The 16,544-nt window shown below is 70.9% G+C and carries 14 protein-coding genes; 4 read left to right on the forward strand and 10 right to left on the reverse strand.

All coding sequences use genetic code 11. The annotated features are described in order from the left end of the window. Positions 1-69: 69 nt before the first annotated feature. Both OO67_RS21840 and OO67_RS21845 read right to left on the reverse strand, forming a co-directional pair. Positions 70-321 carry a WhiB family transcriptional regulator gene (locus tag OO67_RS21840; RefSeq protein ID WP_033302742.1) on the reverse strand — a complete coding sequence of 84 codons (252 nt, stop codon included), beginning with the start codon at positions 319-321 and terminating at the stop codon, positions 70-72. 101 nt (positions 322-422) lie between these two features. After that, positions 423-1,217, reverse strand: a complete 795-nt coding sequence (locus tag OO67_RS21845) for a VOC family protein (protein WP_033302743.1) — start codon at positions 1,215-1,217, stop codon at positions 423-425. Positions 1,218-1,418: 201 nt separating this feature from the next. Here OO67_RS21845 and OO67_RS21850 point away from each other — a divergent pair, with 201 nt between their 5' ends. Next, positions 1,419-3,599: a DEAD/DEAH box helicase gene (locus tag OO67_RS21850; protein WP_033302744.1), complete on the forward strand. Its 2,181-nt coding sequence runs from the start codon at positions 1,419-1,421 to the stop codon at positions 3,597-3,599. Positions 3,600-3,610: 11 nt separating this feature from the next. Here the strand turns inward: OO67_RS21850 and OO67_RS21855 are convergent, their stop codons facing one another. Beyond that, positions 3,611-4,600, reverse strand: a complete 990-nt coding sequence (locus OO67_RS21855) for a multicopper oxidase domain-containing protein (RefSeq protein WP_033302745.1) — start codon at positions 4,598-4,600, stop codon at positions 3,611-3,613. Between the two features lie 232 nt (positions 4,601-4,832). On the opposite strand from OO67_RS21855, the gene OO67_RS21860 reads away from it, so the two are divergent. Continuing rightward, positions 4,833-7,331 (forward strand): ThuA domain-containing protein, encoded by a 2,499-nt coding sequence (locus OO67_RS21860; protein WP_244300284.1) that lies wholly within the window; start codon positions 4,833-4,835, stop codon positions 7,329-7,331. Beyond that, entirely contained in the window at positions 7,328-9,562 is a 2,235-nt protein-coding gene (locus tag OO67_RS21865) for an OmpL47-type beta-barrel domain-containing protein (protein WP_033302746.1), read from the forward strand. Before OO67_RS21860 ends, OO67_RS21865 begins: the two co-directional genes overlap by 4 nt. 12 nt (positions 9,563-9,574) lie before the next feature. Here the strand turns inward: OO67_RS21865 and OO67_RS21870 are convergent, their stop codons facing one another. Together OO67_RS21870 and ligD are read right to left on the reverse strand one after the other, a co-directional pair. After that, positions 9,575-10,654, reverse strand: a complete 1,080-nt coding sequence (locus OO67_RS21870; RefSeq protein ID WP_033302747.1) for an ABC-2 transporter permease — start codon at positions 10,652-10,654, stop codon at positions 9,575-9,577. Next, entirely contained in the window at positions 10,651-11,658 is a 1,008-nt protein-coding gene (ligD, locus tag OO67_RS21875; RefSeq protein WP_033302748.1) for a non-homologous end-joining DNA ligase, read from the reverse strand. The genes OO67_RS21870 and ligD overlap by 4 nt, the downstream gene beginning before the upstream one ends. 94 nt (positions 11,659-11,752) lie before the next feature. Here ligD and OO67_RS21880 point away from each other — a divergent pair, with 94 nt between their 5' ends. Continuing rightward, a complete protein-coding gene (locus OO67_RS21880; protein WP_033302749.1) occupies positions 11,753-12,814 on the forward strand; it encodes an ATP-dependent DNA ligase in 1,062 nt (353 codons plus the stop codon). Between the two features lie 4 nt (positions 12,815-12,818). Here OO67_RS21880 and OO67_RS21885 read toward each other — a convergent pair whose 3' ends face one another. The 5 genes from OO67_RS21885 to OO67_RS21905 are packed head-to-tail and all read right to left on the reverse strand — an operon-like array spanning position 12,819 to position 16,539. After that, complete coding sequence (locus tag OO67_RS21885; RefSeq protein WP_033302750.1) at positions 12,819-14,087, reverse strand: lytic transglycosylase domain-containing protein; 1,269 nt, start codon at positions 14,085-14,087, stop codon at positions 12,819-12,821. 19 nt (positions 14,088-14,106) lie between these two features. Further along, a complete protein-coding gene (locus OO67_RS21890; RefSeq protein WP_033302751.1) occupies positions 14,107-14,862 on the reverse strand; it encodes a hypothetical protein in 756 nt (251 codons plus the stop codon). A gap of 48 nt (positions 14,863-14,910) precedes the next feature. Then, positions 14,911-15,441, reverse strand: a complete 531-nt coding sequence (locus tag OO67_RS21895; protein ID WP_033302752.1) for a nuclear transport factor 2 family protein — start codon at positions 15,439-15,441, stop codon at positions 14,911-14,913. A 13-nt stretch (positions 15,442-15,454) separates the two neighbouring features. After that, complete coding sequence (locus OO67_RS21900) at positions 15,455-16,060, reverse strand: hypothetical protein (RefSeq protein ID WP_033302753.1); 606 nt, start codon at positions 16,058-16,060, stop codon at positions 15,455-15,457. After that, a complete protein-coding gene (locus tag OO67_RS21905; protein WP_382056023.1) occupies positions 16,057-16,539 on the reverse strand; it encodes a hypothetical protein in 483 nt (160 codons plus the stop codon). The genes OO67_RS21900 and OO67_RS21905 overlap by 4 nt, the downstream gene beginning before the upstream one ends. Positions 16,540-16,544 lie beyond the last annotated feature (5 nt).

Genomic DNA, 16,544 nt, shown 5'->3' on the forward strand with positions numbered 1-16,544 from the left:
ACGCCTGCTCCCGGGCACAGGACGGAACGACCTGGCGGGGTACCGCGACCGGTCTCACGTGCCCCCGTGTCAGCCCCGGCCGGGTCCGCCTCTGCGCAGCCGGTCCCGCTCCTTCTCCGAGAGCCCGCCCCATACGCCGAAGCGCTCGTCGTGAGCGAGTGCGTACTCCAGGCAGGCCACCCGGCCCTCGCAGGCGTTGCACAGCTGCTTGGCCTCGCGGGTGGAGCTGCCCGGCGCCGGGAAGAAGAACTCGGGCCCGGCCTGCGCGCACAACGCGGTCTCCTGCCAGGCGAGCTCGTCGGTCATGGTGTTGATCGGCATGGGGCACACGGTGCCCGGTCGCGATAAACAAGTGATCAACGACGGGTCAACGCCCGGGCCGGCCGGCTGCCCTGCGCTCCGGACCGGCCCCTTCGCGCAGGTCAGCCCTGGGGCATCGGCACGGGCTTGATCACCGCGAAGGATGCGCCCGCCGGGTCGGCGAAGGTGGCGACCCGGCCGACCTCCGGCACATCGGTGGCGGGCATGGTCACCCGGCCGCCCAGCCGCTCCGCGGTGGACACCACGGCATCGGTGTCGTCGACGGCGAAGTACGGCAGCCAGTGCGGCCCGGCCGCGGCCTCGCTGGGCACCTGGTCGAGGGGGACGAGCCCTCCGAACGACGCGTCGTCGTCACCGCGCGCGGGGCGCACGACCGTGTAGGAACCGCCGGGGAAGTTCATCTCGCTGGTCTGCCATCCGAAGACCGTGTGGAAGAAGGCGGCTGCCGAGGGAACGTCCGGGGTGTACAGCTCGGACCAGATCAGTGAGCCCGTTTCCATGATCACTCCGAGGCCGGGGTTCGTACCGGGCTGCCAGACGCCGAAGTACGCGCCGGTGTTGTCCGTGAAGCCGCCCATCCGCCCGTAGTCCAGCACGTCCATCGGCGGGAAGGCCGCGGTGCCGCCGGCCTTCTCGACCGTCCGTGCGGTGGCGTCGGCGTCGGGGGTCTGGAAGTAGACCGACCACGCGGGCTTCCCCTGGTCCTCCGGCACGGTCATGACGCCCGCGACGGTCTCGCCCCGCAGCTGGTACGTCCCGTAGCCGCCGGTCTCGGGGCCGCCGGGCACCAGTTCCCACCCGAACAGGCCGTGGTAGAAGGAGGTGGCCGATTCGACGTCGGGGGTTCCGAGGTCGATCCAGTTGGGGGCGCCGGTAACGAAAGCCGGGTCGGGCATGGTGTGCTCCTTCAGCGAGTCCCGTGGTCCCGCTCGTCTCGTCGGACATGGAGATGCCGCATTTCTCCGAGTCTGGCACCGAGCACCGGCGTCCGCAGTTCGCGCCGTGCGGGACGGCGCGGGCCTCGTGGCACGATGAAGCCGGTCGGTGGTGGGCCCGCGACGACAGCGGACCGCTGAGGCGGGAGCAGAAGGGCGTACATGACTCAGGCCGGACCAACGGGCGACGTCCCCGCGGGAAGATCCGCACGCGAGCTGCTCGGGGACGCCGAGGCGCTCGCCGGATCGGCCCGTGCCGTGCTGGACGACCACCGCGGCGCCGTCGAGAGCGCGCGCGCCGCGCTCGCCCCCCTGCTCGACTCCCTCGTCGACCACGGGCTGGCCGCCATCCCCGTCTCCCGGCTGACGGAGGTCACGGAGGGCCGACTGCGGCTCGGCGCGCTGGAACAGGCGGGGTACGGGACGGTCGGCCGGGTCCACGGAGCCGGGCGTCACGAGCTCCGCCAGATCCCCGGTGTCGGTGCGCAGACGGCGGACCAGGCGCTGGCGGCGGCGCGGCAGATCGCGCACGCGGTCCGTGACACCGTCGCCGTGCGGATAGACGTGGACGCGTCGGACGCGGCCACGACCCCTCTGCTCGTCGCCCTGCACCGGCTTGTCGAGGCCGGCCCCGACGTACGCCGTGCGGTCGATGCCGCCCGGCGTCTGACCGCCGAGCTGGAACCGCTGCTGGCAGCCGCCGCGCCGGCGCGGAGCCGGCTGCGGATGCTCTTCTCCGGGCGGGCGGCCGGCGACCGGGCGCTGGCCGCCCTGGCCGCCGTACGGGCGGTCGTGCGGGACCCGGCCTCGCGTGAACTGCGCACGCTGTTCGGCCAGGTGTCGGTCGATCTGCTGCGCGCACCCGCGTCGCAGGCCGAGGCCTGGGTCGACTTCGAACTGCGCTCGGCGGAGTACTACAGCCTGCTCGCCGAGCTGTCCGGCAGTGGACCCGACCGGGACGCGGCCCAGGGATTCCTGCCTGCCGGGATCGCGGACCGGGTCCGCGGAATGCGGCTGGACGACACCTACCTGCGGGTTTCGTTGCGCGGATACCAGTCCTTCGGCGCGCGCTTCGCGCTGGCCCAGAAGCGGGTGATCCTCGGGGACGAGATGGGGCTCGGCAAGACCGTCCAGGCCATCGCCGCGCTGGCTCACCTCTCGGCCGGCGGCGAGACCCACTTCCTGGTGGTGTGCCCGGCGAGCGTCCTGATCAACTGGCGGCGGGAGATCACCGCCCGCTCCACCCTGCGGGCCGTGCCGGTGCACGGCCCTGAGCGGCAGGGCGCGTTCACCGAGTGGCGTGAGCGGGGCGGGGTCGCCGTCACCACCTTCGACGCGCTGCACTCGCTGCCGGACGGTCCCGGGGGCGGGGTCAGGTCGGGCATGGTGGTGGTCGACGAGGCACACTTCGTGAAGAACCCCGCGACACGCCGCTCCCGCGCCGTGAGCGGCTGGACGCGGCACACCGACCGGGTCCTGTTCCTGACCGGCACCCCGATGGAGAACCGGGTCGAGGAGTTCCGGAGCCTGATGCACCAGCTGCGGCCCGACTCGGCACCGCTGGTCACCTCCACACACGGCGTCGCCGGCTCGCACGCGTTCCGCAGGGCCGTCGCCCCCGCCTACCTGCGCCGGAACCAGGACGACGTCCTGGGGGAACTCCCGGCCCTGGTGCAGGCCGACGAGTGGGAGGAGTTCTCACCCGCCGACCTCGAGGCGTACCGCGAGGCCGTGGGCTCGGGGCACTTCATGCGCATGCGCCGTGCCGCGTACGCCCGTCCCGAGACCTCGGCGAAGCTGGACCGGCTGCGTGAGCTCGTCTCGGAGGCCGAGGGCAACGGACTCAAGGTCGTGGTGTTCTCCTACTTCCGCGAGGTGCTGCGGACCGTCCAGGAGGCCCTGGGCGACGGGGTGTTCGGCCCCGTCTCCGGGAGGATCCCCGCCGCACGCCGACAGGATCTGGTCGACTCCTTCGGCGCGGTGGACGGCCACGCGGTGCTGCTGAGCCAGATACAGGCGGGGGGCGTCGGGCTCAACATCCAGGCCGCGTCGGTCGTCATCCTGTGCGAGCCGCAGATCAAGCCGACGATGGAGCACCAGGCCGTGGCCAGGGCGCACCGCATGGGGCAGATACGGACCGTGCGGGTCCACCGGCTCCTCGCGGCGGACAGTGTGGATCAGCGGATGCTGGACATCCTCGCGCGCAAGGACCGGCTCTTCGACGCGTACGCGCGGCGCAGTGATCTCGCCGAGGCGGCGCCGGACGCCGTCGACGTGTCGGACGGGGCGCTCGCCCGCCGCATCGTCGAGGAGGAGCAGCTGCGGCTGGCCGCCGAGGTCTGACGGCAGCGGTCTCAGTGCTCGTGAGCCTCGGCCGGACCTGCCGCGTGGTGCGGCGGGTCGTACCCCGGCACGGTGCCGTCGGCCTTGGCGACGAGCAGCAGACCGGCCATCCCCATGTCGGAGTGGCTCTGGACGTGGCAGTGGTACATCCACGCCCCGGCGCCCACGTGTTCGCCCGCGATGATCTGGAAGCCGAAGGAGTCGGCCGGTCCGCAGATCTTGGTGTCGACCACGCGGCTGGGGTCGTCGGGGCCCGTGAGCAGCCCCGTCCTGTTGTCCGCCCAGCGGTGCCCGTGGATGTGGAACGTGTGGTAGTACTCGCCGTGCGTGATCATCACGACCTCGACCCGGTCGCCCACGGTGGCCTCGAAGTTCGGGCTCTCGTGGGCCGCCTTGTTGTTGATCGTCATGTCGTTGAAGACGATCGTGATCGTCTTGTCCGGCAGGACATCGCCCTTGCGGCGTACGACGAGTGGCCCGTACAGGCCCTTGCGGATGCCGCCTGTGCCGTGGTCCGTGCCGACGACGTGGTCGTGGTAGTGCCAGTAACCCGCGCTGCCCGCCTGCCAGGTGCCGTCCTTGCGACGGCCGGGGACGTGGGTGCGCCAGGTGTACGTACGGGTTTCTCCGGGTTCGACATGGCTGCGGTTCATCCGCGTGCCGTCGCTCGCGATGTCGTAGTCGACGCCATGGACGTGGAGGCTGACGTCGACGTCGGTGGTGTTCTCGAACTCGATGTGCAGCGTGTCGCCCTCGGTGATCTCGATGAGCGGTCCGGGGATCGACGCCTTGCCTTTCTCGAAGCCGTAGCCGAGCTGACCGTCCGACAGCTTCTCGGCGTACAGCTTGAGATGGCGGACCACTCCGCCCGCGGGGGCCGTCTTGGCCGGGTTCTCCGCGGAGGTGGCCTGCACCGCGCCGAGTGACATCGATGTCACGCCGGTGGCGGCCGCCACTCCGCCGCCCACCAGCACCCTTCGGTTGAAGGTCCTTCGGTCCATGTCGAACTCCCCACTGCGAGAGGAAAACTGACGAGCTGCTCCCCTGGACGGCCCACACGGTAGCCGGGGGGCGTTGGTTTATCCACACTCAGGACAAAGTTCGTTCGATTGCTGCCATACCTATTGGCGAGTCACGAAAAGAGGTCTAGCTTCGTGCGCTGTCGCAGTGACCACAGAGGTGCGGTGACGAGAGAAGTGACCAGAGAAGTGACCAAGAGGGGTGGGTGACCACATGCAGCGCACACCACATCACAGGTCCAGATCGCGCCGCGGTATCGCGGCGGCCGTGGCGGCGGGTGCCCTGACCGCGTCCCTGCTCGGCGGCAACGCGGCCACTGCCAGCCCGTATCCGGACCCCGGGCTCAAGGAACGGGTGGCGACAACGTTGTCCCTTCCCTCGCCACCCGGCGGGACCGATGTCAAGGTGCTGGTGTTCCACGCTTCGGCGGGCGCGGAGCCGCCGACCGTGGACGCGGGCATCGCGGCCATCGAGAAGATCGGGCTCAGCGGCCCGGAGGCCGGACGGTTCAAGACCGTCGCCACCGACGACGCGGGCGTCTTCACCAACGGGAAGAAGCTCGGGAAGTACAACGCGGTCGTCTTCCTGACCGGCGGCGGCGACGTGCTCGACCCGGAGCAGGAAGCCGGTCTCGAGGCGTACATGGAGGCCGGCGGCGGCTTCCTGGGCATCCATGACGCGGCGCGCACCGAACCGTACTCCGACTGGTTCACGGGGCTGGTCGGCGCGCGTCCCGCGGCGGACAGCCCGGCGAACGTCCAGCGCGCCACCGTGGAGATCGGCGACCGGCAGCACCCGGCGACGAAGAGCCTCCCGCTGGAGTGGAAGCGCCCGGACAAGTGGCTGAACTGGAAGGACAACCCGTCCGGAGACGTACACACCGTCGCCCGTGTCCGCGAGCTCACCTACACCCCCGGGAAGAGCGCCAACGGCTGGGACCACCCGGTCTCCTGGTGCCGGGACTACGACGGCGGCCGCTCCTTCTACACCGCCATGGGCGGTACGGCCGACAGCTACGCCGAGACCGACTTCCGCGCCCACCTGCGCGGCGCCCTGGCCTGGACGAGCCGCATCTCGCAGGCCGACTGCAAGGCCACCATCGACACCAACTACTCGGCCGAACGGCTCACGCAGCCCAACCAGCCCGGGCAGAACGACCAGATCGGCGAACCCCACGGTCTGGTGACCGCGAAGGACGGGCGGGTCTTCTACATAGGGCGTGGCGGCGCCGACAGCAGCGCGCCGGTGGTCACGGACTGGAACAACCCGGACATCGGCAAGGGCAACGGCGAGATCCACGTCTACGACCCCGCCACCAAGAAGGTCTCCCTCGCCGGCAAGCTGAGCGTCTTCGGCAACAAGGGCGGCGGCGACGAGCTGGTCAAGGTGGAGGAGGGCCTGCTCGGGATCGAGCTGGACCCGGACTTCGCCACCAACGGCTGGGTGTACCTGCACTACACCCCGCACGCGAAGATCGACCGCGACAAGCGGATGGCGGTGCGCCAGGTCTCACGCTTCACCTTCGACCACGCCACGGACAAGCTGGACCTGGCGTCCGAGAAGGTGCTGCTGAACTGGCCGGTCCAGATCCACAGCTGCTGCCACGCGGGCGGCGGCATGGCCTGGGACTCGAAGGGCAACCTCTACATCGCCACGGGGGACAACAACTCCTCGGGCTTCAGCGACGGCTACTCGGGCAACAACCCGCAGCCGAACTACAAGGGCGTGTCGTTCGCGGACGCCCGCCGTACGTCGGGCAACACCAACAACCTCAACGGCAAGATCCTGCGGATCCACCCCGAGGACGACGGCACCTACACCCTGCCCGAGGGCAACCTCTTCACCGGCAAGGAGCCGGACGAGGGCGGCGGCAAGACCCGGGGCGAGATCTACGTGATGGGCGTGCGCAACCCCGCCCGCATCTCCGTCGACACATCGACCGACACGCTGTACGCGGGCTGGGTCGGCCCCGACGCGGGCGCTCCGAGCACGACCTGGGGTCCCGCGAAGTACGACACGTTCGCGGCGATCACCCAGGCCGGCAACCACGGCTGGCCGTACTGCATGGGCAACAAGCAGCCGTACCGGGACCGCAACCTGCCCGACCCGTCCAAGCCGCTCGGCTGGTACGACTGCGACGCTCCCAAGAACGAGTCGCCCAACAACGACGGCCTGGTCAACCTGCCGCCGGTGACCGGCAACACCATCTGGTACTCGCCCCAGGGCGGAGGCGTCGACTACCCGCGCGACGCGAACGGCGTCCCCAGCTACAAGGTCGAGGACCAGAAGCAGCTCCTGCCCTGGCTCAAGGGCGGCGGCCAGGCCACGATGAACGGCCCGGTCTACCGCTACGACGCGGCGAGCACGAGCGAGGCCAAGTGGCCGGCGTACTGGGACGGCAAGTGGTTCGTCGGTGACTTCTACGACGACACCCAGCCGCGGCACGCCGTGCTGACCGACCCGAAGACGGTCGGCAAGGGCGGACTGCCCACGCACGCCGAGTCCCTGAAGAAGATCATTCCGGTCGGGGCGGACGGCATCCGCAACCTCATGGACTGGAAGTTCGCTCCGGACGGATCGCTCTACGTCCTGGACTACGGGCGCGGGTTCTTCACCTCCGACTCCAAGTCCGCGCTGTGGCGCGTGACGTACAAGGGCGGCGGTCCGACCCCGGCCGCCGCTGATCTGGCCAGGAAGGCGGCAGCGCAGTGAGACACCCTTCACTCCTCGCTCGACGGCGGTACGGGCCCGCCCGGTGGTGGCTCGCCCTGCTCGGTTCGTTCCTGATGGTCCTCGGGCTGGCGTCGACGGCGGCGTACGGCCGTGACGACGACCGGTCGGCAGCGGCGGACCAGGTCCTCACCTGGACCGCGGGCGATCCCATCGACCACTACCTGACGGCTCCCGAGACCGCGGTGGCCGGCGCCGCGACCATCGTCTTCGAGAACAGCGAGGCGACGGGCAACACGACGAGCATGCCGCACACGCTGACGTTCAGCGTCTCGGACCCGGAGTACAACAACGACGTCCAGGTCAACATCCTGGCCAACCCCGGTGACAGCCAGGGCGGCAAGCACAGCGTCGAGGTCAACCTCACCCCGGGCAAGTACTTCTACCACTGCACGATTCCAGGACACGGCTCGATGCAGGGTGTCCTGACGGTGACCGAGGGCGGGGGCGGCGAGGACACCACCGCTCCCGAGACCTCGGCGACGGTCGACGGCGACAAGAACGCCGACGGCGCCTACATCGGCCAGGCCACCGTCACCGTGGCGGCGACCGACGCCGGATCCGGTGTCGACACCGTCGAGTACGCGATCGGCGCGGACGGGTCCTGGCAGCCGTACACCGCACCCGTCGTGGTGAACGAGGTGGGGACGCACACCGTCCGCTACCGCGCCACCGACAAGTCCGGCAACACGGCCGCGGAGAAGAAGACCGACTTCACCGTCGCCGCGCCGCCGACGGACGACAAGACCCCGCCGGAGACGTCGGCGACCGTGGCGGGTGAGAAGGACGACGCGGGCGCCTACCTCGGCATGGCCACGGTCACCGTGACCGCGTCCGACACCGGGTCCGGCGTCAACACCATCGAGTACGCGATCGGCGCCGACGGGGCCTGGCAGCCGTACACCGCACCCGTGATGGTGCACGAGGTCGGCACCCACACCGTCCGCTACCGCGCCACCGACAAGTCCGGCAACACGGCCGCGGAGAAGAAGACCGACTTCACCGTCGTCGAGCCGCCGTCGCAGGACAAGACACCGCCGGTGACCACCGTGGTGGTGACGGGGGACAAGAACTCGGACGGCGCGTTCATCACCAGTGCCGAGGCGACGGTCGGCGCGACCGACGCGGACTCCGGCGTGGACAAGGTCGAGTACTCCCTCGACGGCGGGCCGTACCTGGCCTACGTCTCCCCCGTGATCGTCGACCGCGTCGGCCACCACACCCTCGCCCACCGGGCGACGGACAAGGCCGGCAACACCTCCGAGGCCAAACGGGTCTCGTTCACCGTCGCACAGAGCGGTGGCGTGCCGGCGCCCAACTGCCCCGAATTCGACGAGAGGCTCACCGTCATCGTGGGCACGGTCGACACGGGGGTCCCCAACCGGCTCACGGGCAACCGCTGCACGATCAACGAGCTGATCGAGGACGAGAAGGACTGGTCCTCGCACGCGCTGTTCCTCAAGCACGTCGACAAGGTCCTGGACAAGCTGCTCACCGACGGGGTCCTCGACGCCCGTGAGCACAAGAAGATCTACAGGGCGGCCAAGCAGTCCGGCATCGGCAGGCCGGGCCAGGACGAGGGGTACCGGAAGCTGTTCGACGGCACCGCCGAGTCCCTCGCGAAGTGGCAGCACGTCGGCGGCGGGCAGTTCGGGCTGAACGCGGAGGAGGGCTCGATCACCAGCTCCACCACCGTGGACGGCATGGGGATGCTGTGGTTCCCGGCCCGGCAGTACGGGGACTTCTCGCTGAAGCTCCAGTGGCGCGACGACGCCCCCGGGGCGGGCAACGCCAACGGCGGGGTGTTCGTACGCTTCCCGAACGTCCACGACCACCCGGAGGAGACCCGTCCGGAGTGGGTCGCCATCAAGTACGGCCATGAGATCCAGGTCAACGACCGGCCCGACGGCGACATGTACAAGACCGGGTCCGTCTACGGATTCGACCGGGTCGGTCTCGGCGGCGCCGGGGTCACGCCCAAGGGCACCTGGAACGACTACGAGATCCGGGTGGTGGACCAGCACTACTCGGTCTACCGCAACGGTGTCCTGATCAACGAGTTCGACAACAACGGCGGTCAGCTCTTCGAGCCGCCGCGGGGCGACGACCCGGGCACCGACGGCCGGCGCTACGCCTCCGGCCACATCGGGCTCCAGGTCCACGGCACCACGGACGTGATCTCGTACCGCGACATCCGCATCCAGGAGTTGTAGGACGGGGCACACTCAGGAGGCCGTGGCCGCATGCTCCGGCATGCGGCCACGGCCTCCGGGGTGCCGGTGGCGCCACACCCAGAAGACCGTGCACGAGACCAGCGACCAGGCGGCCAGCACCAGGAACGGGAAGGCGTACTGGTGGCCCTGGTAGTAGACCGCGGTGTGCTGGGCGTTGACCGAGGCACCGGGCGGCAGCCAGCGTCCGATCTGTCCGAGCGCCGAAGGCAGCAGCGGCCAGGAGACCGCGCCGCCGGACGAGGGATTGCCCAGCAGCACCATGAGCCCCCAGGTGGGGATCATCGCCCAGCGCCCCATGATGGTGTTGAACATGGTGAAGACCATGCCCGAGGCGAACATCGTGAACGCCAGGATCAGCCAGGACTCGACGAAGGGCAGATCCAGCGCACCGAGCCACCAGTCCACCACCGCCGCGATGGCGAATCCGCCGAGCAGGGCGTAGGCGACGGTGAAGAGGATACGTTCGAGCGGGTTCAGCGCTCGCGCGTGCACGCTGAGCTGGATGGCTCCGACGAAGCCGATGATGACGGCGGCGAGCGAGATGTAGAAGAGTGCCAGTCCTCGCGGGTCACCTTCCTGGAGCGGTTTGACATCGGTGATCGCGACAGGGACCCCGGTGGCCTCGGCGACCTTCGCGCCCGTCTCGGCGAGCAGCTCGGCGACCGTGGCCCCGCCGGCTCCGGCGATGTCCATCGCCACCCCACGCCGCCCCGGCCGCAGCGTCACGAAGACCTGCTGCTCCTCCATGGCCTGGCGCGCCCCGGCCCGTGTGGCGTAGGGGTGCAACTGGAGCGAGGCGTCGAGGGCCTTCTCCATGCCCGCGATGAACTCCTCACCGCCCTGGGCCTCGACGCCCTCGACCACCGCGGCCGGAATCCGGCGCGGTGTCGGGTCGGCCATGGTGTAGGTGTAGGAACCGGCGAAGAGCCCGGCCGCGGCGGCGAGGATGAAGAGCAGCACGATCGCGGGGACGTACGGGGACTGCTTGTACGACGCCCACTTCTCGGCCCGGGTCGGGGGTCTGCCGTGCGCCCCGTGCGCGGGGTGCTCCGTCCCGTCGTCGCTACTCATGCGCCGCCGTCGTCCTGCCGGGCGCGGCTGGGCTGCACGCGCTTGGGCTCGCCGGGCATCTTCGGGTACTCCGGCGGATACGGCAGGTCGCCGAGCTCGTGCTCGTGCTCGTCCCGCGTCGCCAGCTCCAGCAACTGGTCGAGCCGGAAGGCGTGGTCGTCCATGTCGGCGTGCAGGTCGCCCACCTCGGCGTACCGCACGGGCATGGTCCGGAGGTCGAAGTCGCGCGGCTCGGCGTCGTCGATCTCCTCCCAGCGGAGCGGGGCCGAGACCGGCGCGTGCGGAAAGGGGCGTACGGAGTAGGCGGAGGCGATCGTACGGTCGCGGGCCGTCTGGTTGTAGTCGACGAAGATCCGCTCACCGCGTTCCTCCTTCCACCAGGCGGTGGTCACCCGGTCCGGCATCCTGCGCTCCAGTTCCCGCCCCACCGCGATGGCGGAGCGTCTGACCTGTGTGAACGTCCACTCCGGGACGAGCGGGACGAAGACGTGGATACCGCGCCCGCCGGAGGTCTTGGGCCATCCGCGCAGTCCGTTGTCCTCCAGTACCGAGCGCAGCTCGTGGGCGGCCCTCACCGCGTCGGCGTAATCGGTGCCGGGCTGCGGGTCGAGATCGATGCGCAGCTCGTCGGGGTGGTCGGTGTCCGCCCTGCGCACCGGCCAGGGGTGAAAGGTCAGGGTGCCGAGATTGACCGCCCAGAGAACGGCTCCCAGCTCGGTGGGACACATCTCGTCGGCGTGCCGGCCGCTGGGGAATTCGATCCGGGCGGTGGGGGTCCAGTCCGGGAGGTTCTTCGGTGCCCGCTTCTGGTAGAAGAAGTCGCCCTCCACCCCGTCGACGAACCGCTGCAGGGTGGTGGGCCGCTCGCGCAGGGCGCGCAGGATCCCGGGCCCCACGGCCTGGAAGTAGTCGGCCACGTCCTTCTTGGTGTACCCCTTCTCCGGAAAGTACGTCTTGTCCGGGTTGGACAGCCGGACCGCCCGCCCGTCCACGTCCAGCTCCACCGCTGCTCCTGCTCCCATGTCGGACACCGTAGGCCGGGCCCACATATGCCGCATATCGGAGGACGCGCTCCGTGTGGTGAGCGAGAATCGGGCCATGGACCTGCCGGTGATGCCTCCTGTGAAACCGATGCTCGCCAAGTCCGTGTCCGCGATTCCCCCCGGAATGCAGTACGAGGCGAAGTGGGACGGGTTCCGGGCGATCGTGCACCGGGACGGCGACGAGGTGGTGATCGGCAGCCGGACGGGGAAGCCGCTCACCCGCTACTTCCCCGAAGTGGTCACCGCCGTGCGGGACAATCTGCCGCCGCGCTGTGTGATCGACGGTGAGATCGTCCTGCCGCACGAGGGACGGCTGGACTTCGACCGGCTGAGCGAGCGCATCCATCCGGCCGATTCCCGGGTGCGGATGCTGGCCGAGCGGACGCCGGCGAGTCTCGTGGCCTTCGACATCCTCGCCCTGGACGACACCTCTCTGCTCGCCACCCCGCAGACCGAACGGCGCACGGTCCTGGAGGGGGCCCTGGCCGGTGCCTCGGCACCCGTCCACCTCGCTCCGTCGACCACCGACCCCGCCCTCGCGCGGGAGTGGTTCGAGCACTACGAGGGCGCCGGGCTCGACGGGGTGGTCGCCAAACCGCTCGACCTGCCGTACCGGCCGGACGCGCGCGTCATGTACAAGATCAAGCACGAGCGGACCGCCGACTGCGTGGTGGCGGGCTACCGCTTCCACAAGAGCGGGCCCGTGGTCGGCTCGCTGCTGCTCGGTCTGTACGACTCCGGGGGCGCCCTCCAGCATGTGGGGGTGTGCGCGGCCTTCTCGATGAAGCGGCGCGCCGAACTCCTGGAGGAGCTGGACCCGTTGCGCATCGATCCCGGCGCACACCCGTGGGCGGCCTGGGCGGACGCGGCGGCGCACGAGGGGTCACGGCTGCCGGGCGCGCCGAGCCGCTGGTCCGGCAAGAAGGACCTGTCCTGGGTGGCGCTCGCGCCGGAGCGGGTCTGCGAGGTGGCGTACGACCATATGGAGGGCGACCGGTTCCGCCACACCACCCAGTTCCGGCGGTGGCGGCCGGACCGCACCCCCGCCGGCTGCACCTACGCGCAGCTGGAGGAAGTGGTGCGGTACGACCTGTCCGAGGTACTCGACGGCGGCTGACCCGTCAGGTGGCCGGAGTGGAGCACGGCTCGTCTGCCGGGGCCGCCGGACCTGCCGTCTCCGCGGGGGGCGTGGGGCAGCCGGTGCCCGTGGTACCGGGGTCCGGGTCGGGGGATGCCGTCGGGTCCGGCGTCGTGGTCGGATCGGGTGTCGTGGTCGGGTCCGGCGTCGGGGTCGGGTCCGGCGTCGTGGTGGGGTCCGGAGGGGTCGTGGGATCCGTGGGGCCGCTGTCGGTGGGGTCGGGGCTGGGTCCGGGGCCTGGAGGACTCGGATATCCGCCGGGGTCCGGCTTGCCGGTGTCCGTCGGAGCGGGGGTGGGGGTGGGTGAGGTGGAGGGGCCGGGCGTGCCGCCGGGCTGCGGGCCGACGATGATGCCGCCGCCCTCCTGGCCGGGTCCGCCCGGGCTGCCGGGGCCTCCGACCGGGGCCTTCGGCGCGTGGGGGCTCCCCGCGCCGGGGCTCGTCGGGATCACGCCGCTGCCGTCGGCGACGGGGTGGGCCCCCTTGCGGTAGTACTCCAGCCACGAAAGGACCGTGCGCAGATAGGTGTCCGAGTGGTTGTAGCTGAGGATCGCGCGGTCGAGGTCACCGCGCACCGAGAGGTCGCGTGGTCCGGCACAGAGGTAATGGCCGGCGGCGAGTGCCGCGTCGGCGATGTTGCCGGGGTCCTTGCGGCCGTCGCCGTTGCCGTCCTTCCCCCAGTGCGCCCAGGTGGACGGGATGAACTGCATGGGGCCGACCGCCCGGTCGTAGCGGGTGTCGCCGTCGTACGCGCCGCCGTCCGTGTCCGGGATGTTCGCGAAGCCCGCACCGTTGAGGACGGGGCCGAGGATCGGGGTGAGCGTGGTGCCGGCGGTGTCCACCCGGCCCCCGCTCGCATGGCCCGACTCCACCTTGCCGATGGCCGCGAGCAGCTGCCAGGTGAGCCGGCACCCTGGGTCGGTCCGGCCGAGGGCGCTCTGCGCCTTGCGGTAGGCGGCCAGGACGGTGACGGGTATGCCCGCCTCGGCCCGGGTCTGGACGGCGGCGGGGCCGGGCTTCTTCCCGGTGCTCTTCGGTGGCTCCGGTGACTCCAGCGGCGGAAGCTCGGTGTGGTAGCTGTCGTCGTTGGGAGCCTCGGTCCAGATGACGTCGTCCGATGCGACGTTCTTCATGTCGTCGGCCGTACCGTCGCCGACGAGCCCGGATGCCTGGGACGCGGTGAGCGCCGCCATGGCGGCGACGGCTGTGGCCGTGCCGCTGAGCCCGCGGCGCATACTTCCGTTGAACCTCATGTGTCCTCCCTCTCCCGGGTCAGCGGGTGAACGTGTCGATGGCCGCGATCCGCCAGGTGTCCCCGCGGTGGACGGCGTCCACGGCGAACATGGCCGCCGCGTACGTCGTCTCCTCCTCCTTGCCCGTACGGGTGTTGCTCTGGTCGGCGAAGACCAGCAGCCGGGCCCGGTCGCCGTCGAGCTGTTCGACGCCGCTCTCGGTCACGGTCGTGGTGAGTACGAGTTTCTGTTCCGGCGCCTGGGCCCGTACCTCGGCGAGCATCTCCTTGTGCTGCTGGACCGCCTTGCCGGTCAGGTGTTTCCGCGCGGCCAGGTCGGACTTCGCGGGCGCCGCGTAGTTGTAGGAGAAGACCGCACCGACGGCGTCGGCGATCTGTCCCTTGACCTCGCTGGTCCGGCTGATGTCGGTGAGCGCCGTGTTCTGACGGGTGGGGTCGTCGCGCAGCTCCGCGGCGGAGGTGAACGACCAGGCGGCGAAGGTGCCGAGGAGGACGGTTGCCGCGCAGAGCACGGCGGGGAGACGGATCCGGAGGCGGGGCCACCCTGTGCGGGGGCGTCCGTCATGCGGCTGCTCCTCCGCCGCCGGGGATCCGGCGTCGTCGGGTTCGGCGGCTCGTCCGGCGTCGGGTCCGGCGGTGTGCTCCGGTTCCGCCTCGGTGGGGCCCGTCGGCTGCGGCTCCTCCACCGGGGCCGAGTCCGCGCGCGGCGGTGCGGTCGTCGCGGCGACGACGGCCAGTCGGCGGCGGCGGTTGACGAGGTGTCGGGTCGTCGACATGTGGGGTGGTCCTCTCGGAGCCGGGGTGGCGGGTCGGGTGCGTGCGGTTCAGCCGGCGGTGTTGCCGACGGGCGCCTGTCCGAGGGCGCTGAGCTTCCATCCCTCCGAGGTGCGGGTCAGCTGCCCGAGCATCCGGCTCTCCTTCACCGCGGGCTTCCCCTCCGGAGCGGTCACCGTGACGCGGAGCGCGACCATCACCCCCGCCTTTCCGGCCCTGTCGTCGAGCTCGGTCACCGCGCCCGACAGGATCTCGGCGGTGCTGACGGTCCTGGCCGACTCGATCTGCTTGACGAACGCGGCCCGTCCGTCGACGAGTTGCTCGTGCAGATCGCCGGTGGTCGATTCCTCCCAGCTGTCGAGCCCCTTCTCCACCTGTGCGTGGTCGAGCGTGTTCATGTTCTGCACGGCCTGCTCCCCCGCGGCCAGCGCGTCGTCGCGGGCCTCGGCGTAGGCCGCCGAGTCGTCGTGTGCTGCGCCGTAGTGCGACCAGCCGCCCCAGCCCGCCGCTCCGGCTGCCGCGACCGTCAGTACGATCGCCGCCACCACCAGCGGATTCCTGGTCGTCCGTACCCGTGCCATTGGTGCCTCTCCCCTACCTGGAGGTGATGTCGACGATGATCCAGCGGCCGCCGCGCAGTTCCGCCGTCACCGAGAGCTGGGCCGCCGCCGTGGTGGCGGCCTTTCCTTCGCGCTCGTACACCTGGTCGAGGAAGACGAGGAGGTGGGCGCTGCCGGTGCCGAGCCGGGTGACTCCGGCGCGTACGGCCTGCGAGGTGAGCGTGAGCTTCTGGTCGGCCGCCTGCTTCTCGACCTGACCGAACAGGGCGGCGTACTGCTGGAGCGCCTTGCCCGCGAGGAGGCGTTTCGCCGACTCCTTGGTGGCGGCGGTGCTCTGCGGGCTGTACGAGAAGACCTTGCTCAGCGCGCTGCTGACGTCGCCGGCGACCCGGGTGGTCTCCGCGGTGTCGGTCAGCGCGCGGTTCGAGGTGGCGGGGGTGTCACGCAACTGCTGCGCCTTCACGAAGAGGACGGCACCGGCGGCCAGCAGGGCGACGGCCGTCACCGCCGCGAGGATCCGGCGCCACGCCGTGCGGCGGGGCGCACCCGGTTCCTCGGTGGCTTCGGTGCCCGCGTCCTGGACGTCTGCGTCCGGGTTCGAGGAGGCGTCCTCGACCGTGGTACCTCCGGCCTGTTTCATCCGCCGCTCCCGACCGGTATCGCGTCCAGTGCCTTGATCTTCCAGCCGTCCCCGGTCCGGGCCAGGGCCGCTTCGAAGCGTTTGCGCTCCGTGCCGCCCGCGCCCTTGCGCGGGGTGATCTCGACTTCCACGGTGGCGATCAGCATCGCCGTACCGGCACGGTCGTCGAGTGCCGTGAGCGCCGCGTCGGTCACCTTGCCGCGTGCGGTGGCCCCCGACCCGGTGAGCTCGGCGGTGTCCTTCTTGCGGGTGCTCTCCAGCCGGTCGTGCAGCGGCCCCGTGGACGCGGCGAGCCAGGCCGTGAGACCGGACCTCACGCTCGCGGCACTCCCGCCGTCCATGCTGTTCAGCCGCGCGAGGCGGCTCCTGCCGTCGGCGAGCGCGGCGTCACGCGCCTTGGCGTACGCGAGGGTGTCGTCGCCGCGCGCCTGCGCGTAGGACCAGCCGCCGAGTCCGCAGACCAGCACGGCCGCGAGCATGACGG

This window comes from Streptomyces atroolivaceus, assembly GCF_000717025.1.
Classification (GTDB): domain Bacteria; phylum Actinomycetota; class Actinomycetes; order Streptomycetales; family Streptomycetaceae; genus Streptomyces; species Streptomyces atroolivaceus.

Bases quoted from the DNA above. Each gene is read 5' to 3' on its own strand.
- OO67_RS21855 (WP_033302745.1), bottom strand. From the start codon at position 4,600: ATGGACCGAAGGACCTTCAACCGAAGGGTGCTGGTGGGCGGCGGAGTG.
- OO67_RS21895 (WP_033302752.1), bottom strand. From the start codon at position 15,441: ATGGCACGGGTACGGACGACCAGGAATCCGCTGGTGGTGGCGGCGATC.
- OO67_RS21880 (WP_033302749.1), top strand. From the start codon at position 11,753: ATGGACCTGCCGGTGATGCCTCCTGTGAAACCGATGCTCGCCAAGTCC.
- OO67_RS21860 (WP_244300284.1), top strand. From the start codon at position 4,833: ATGCAGCGCACACCACATCACAGGTCCAGATCGCGCCGCGGTATCGCG.
- OO67_RS21905 (WP_382056023.1), bottom strand. From the start codon at position 16,539: ATGCTCGCGGCCGTGCTGGTCTGCGGACTCGGCGGCTGGTCCTACGCG.
- OO67_RS21840 (WP_033302742.1), bottom strand. From the start codon at position 321: ATGCCGATCAACACCATGACCGACGAGCTCGCCTGGCAGGAGACCGCG.
- OO67_RS21850 (WP_033302744.1), top strand. From the start codon at position 1,419: ATGACTCAGGCCGGACCAACGGGCGACGTCCCCGCGGGAAGATCCGCA.
- OO67_RS21900 (WP_033302753.1), bottom strand. From the start codon at position 16,060: ATGAAACAGGCCGGAGGTACCACGGTCGAGGACGCCTCCTCGAACCCG.
- OO67_RS21870 (WP_033302747.1), bottom strand. From the start codon at position 10,654: ATGAGTAGCGACGACGGGACGGAGCACCCCGCGCACGGGGCGCACGGC.
- OO67_RS21845 (WP_033302743.1), bottom strand. From the start codon at position 1,217: ATGCCCGACCCGGCTTTCGTTACCGGCGCCCCCAACTGGATCGACCTC.
- OO67_RS21885 (WP_033302750.1), bottom strand. From the start codon at position 14,087: ATGAGGTTCAACGGAAGTATGCGCCGCGGGCTCAGCGGCACGGCCACA.
- OO67_RS21890 (WP_033302751.1), bottom strand. From the start codon at position 14,862: ATGTCGACGACCCGACACCTCGTCAACCGCCGCCGCCGACTGGCCGTC.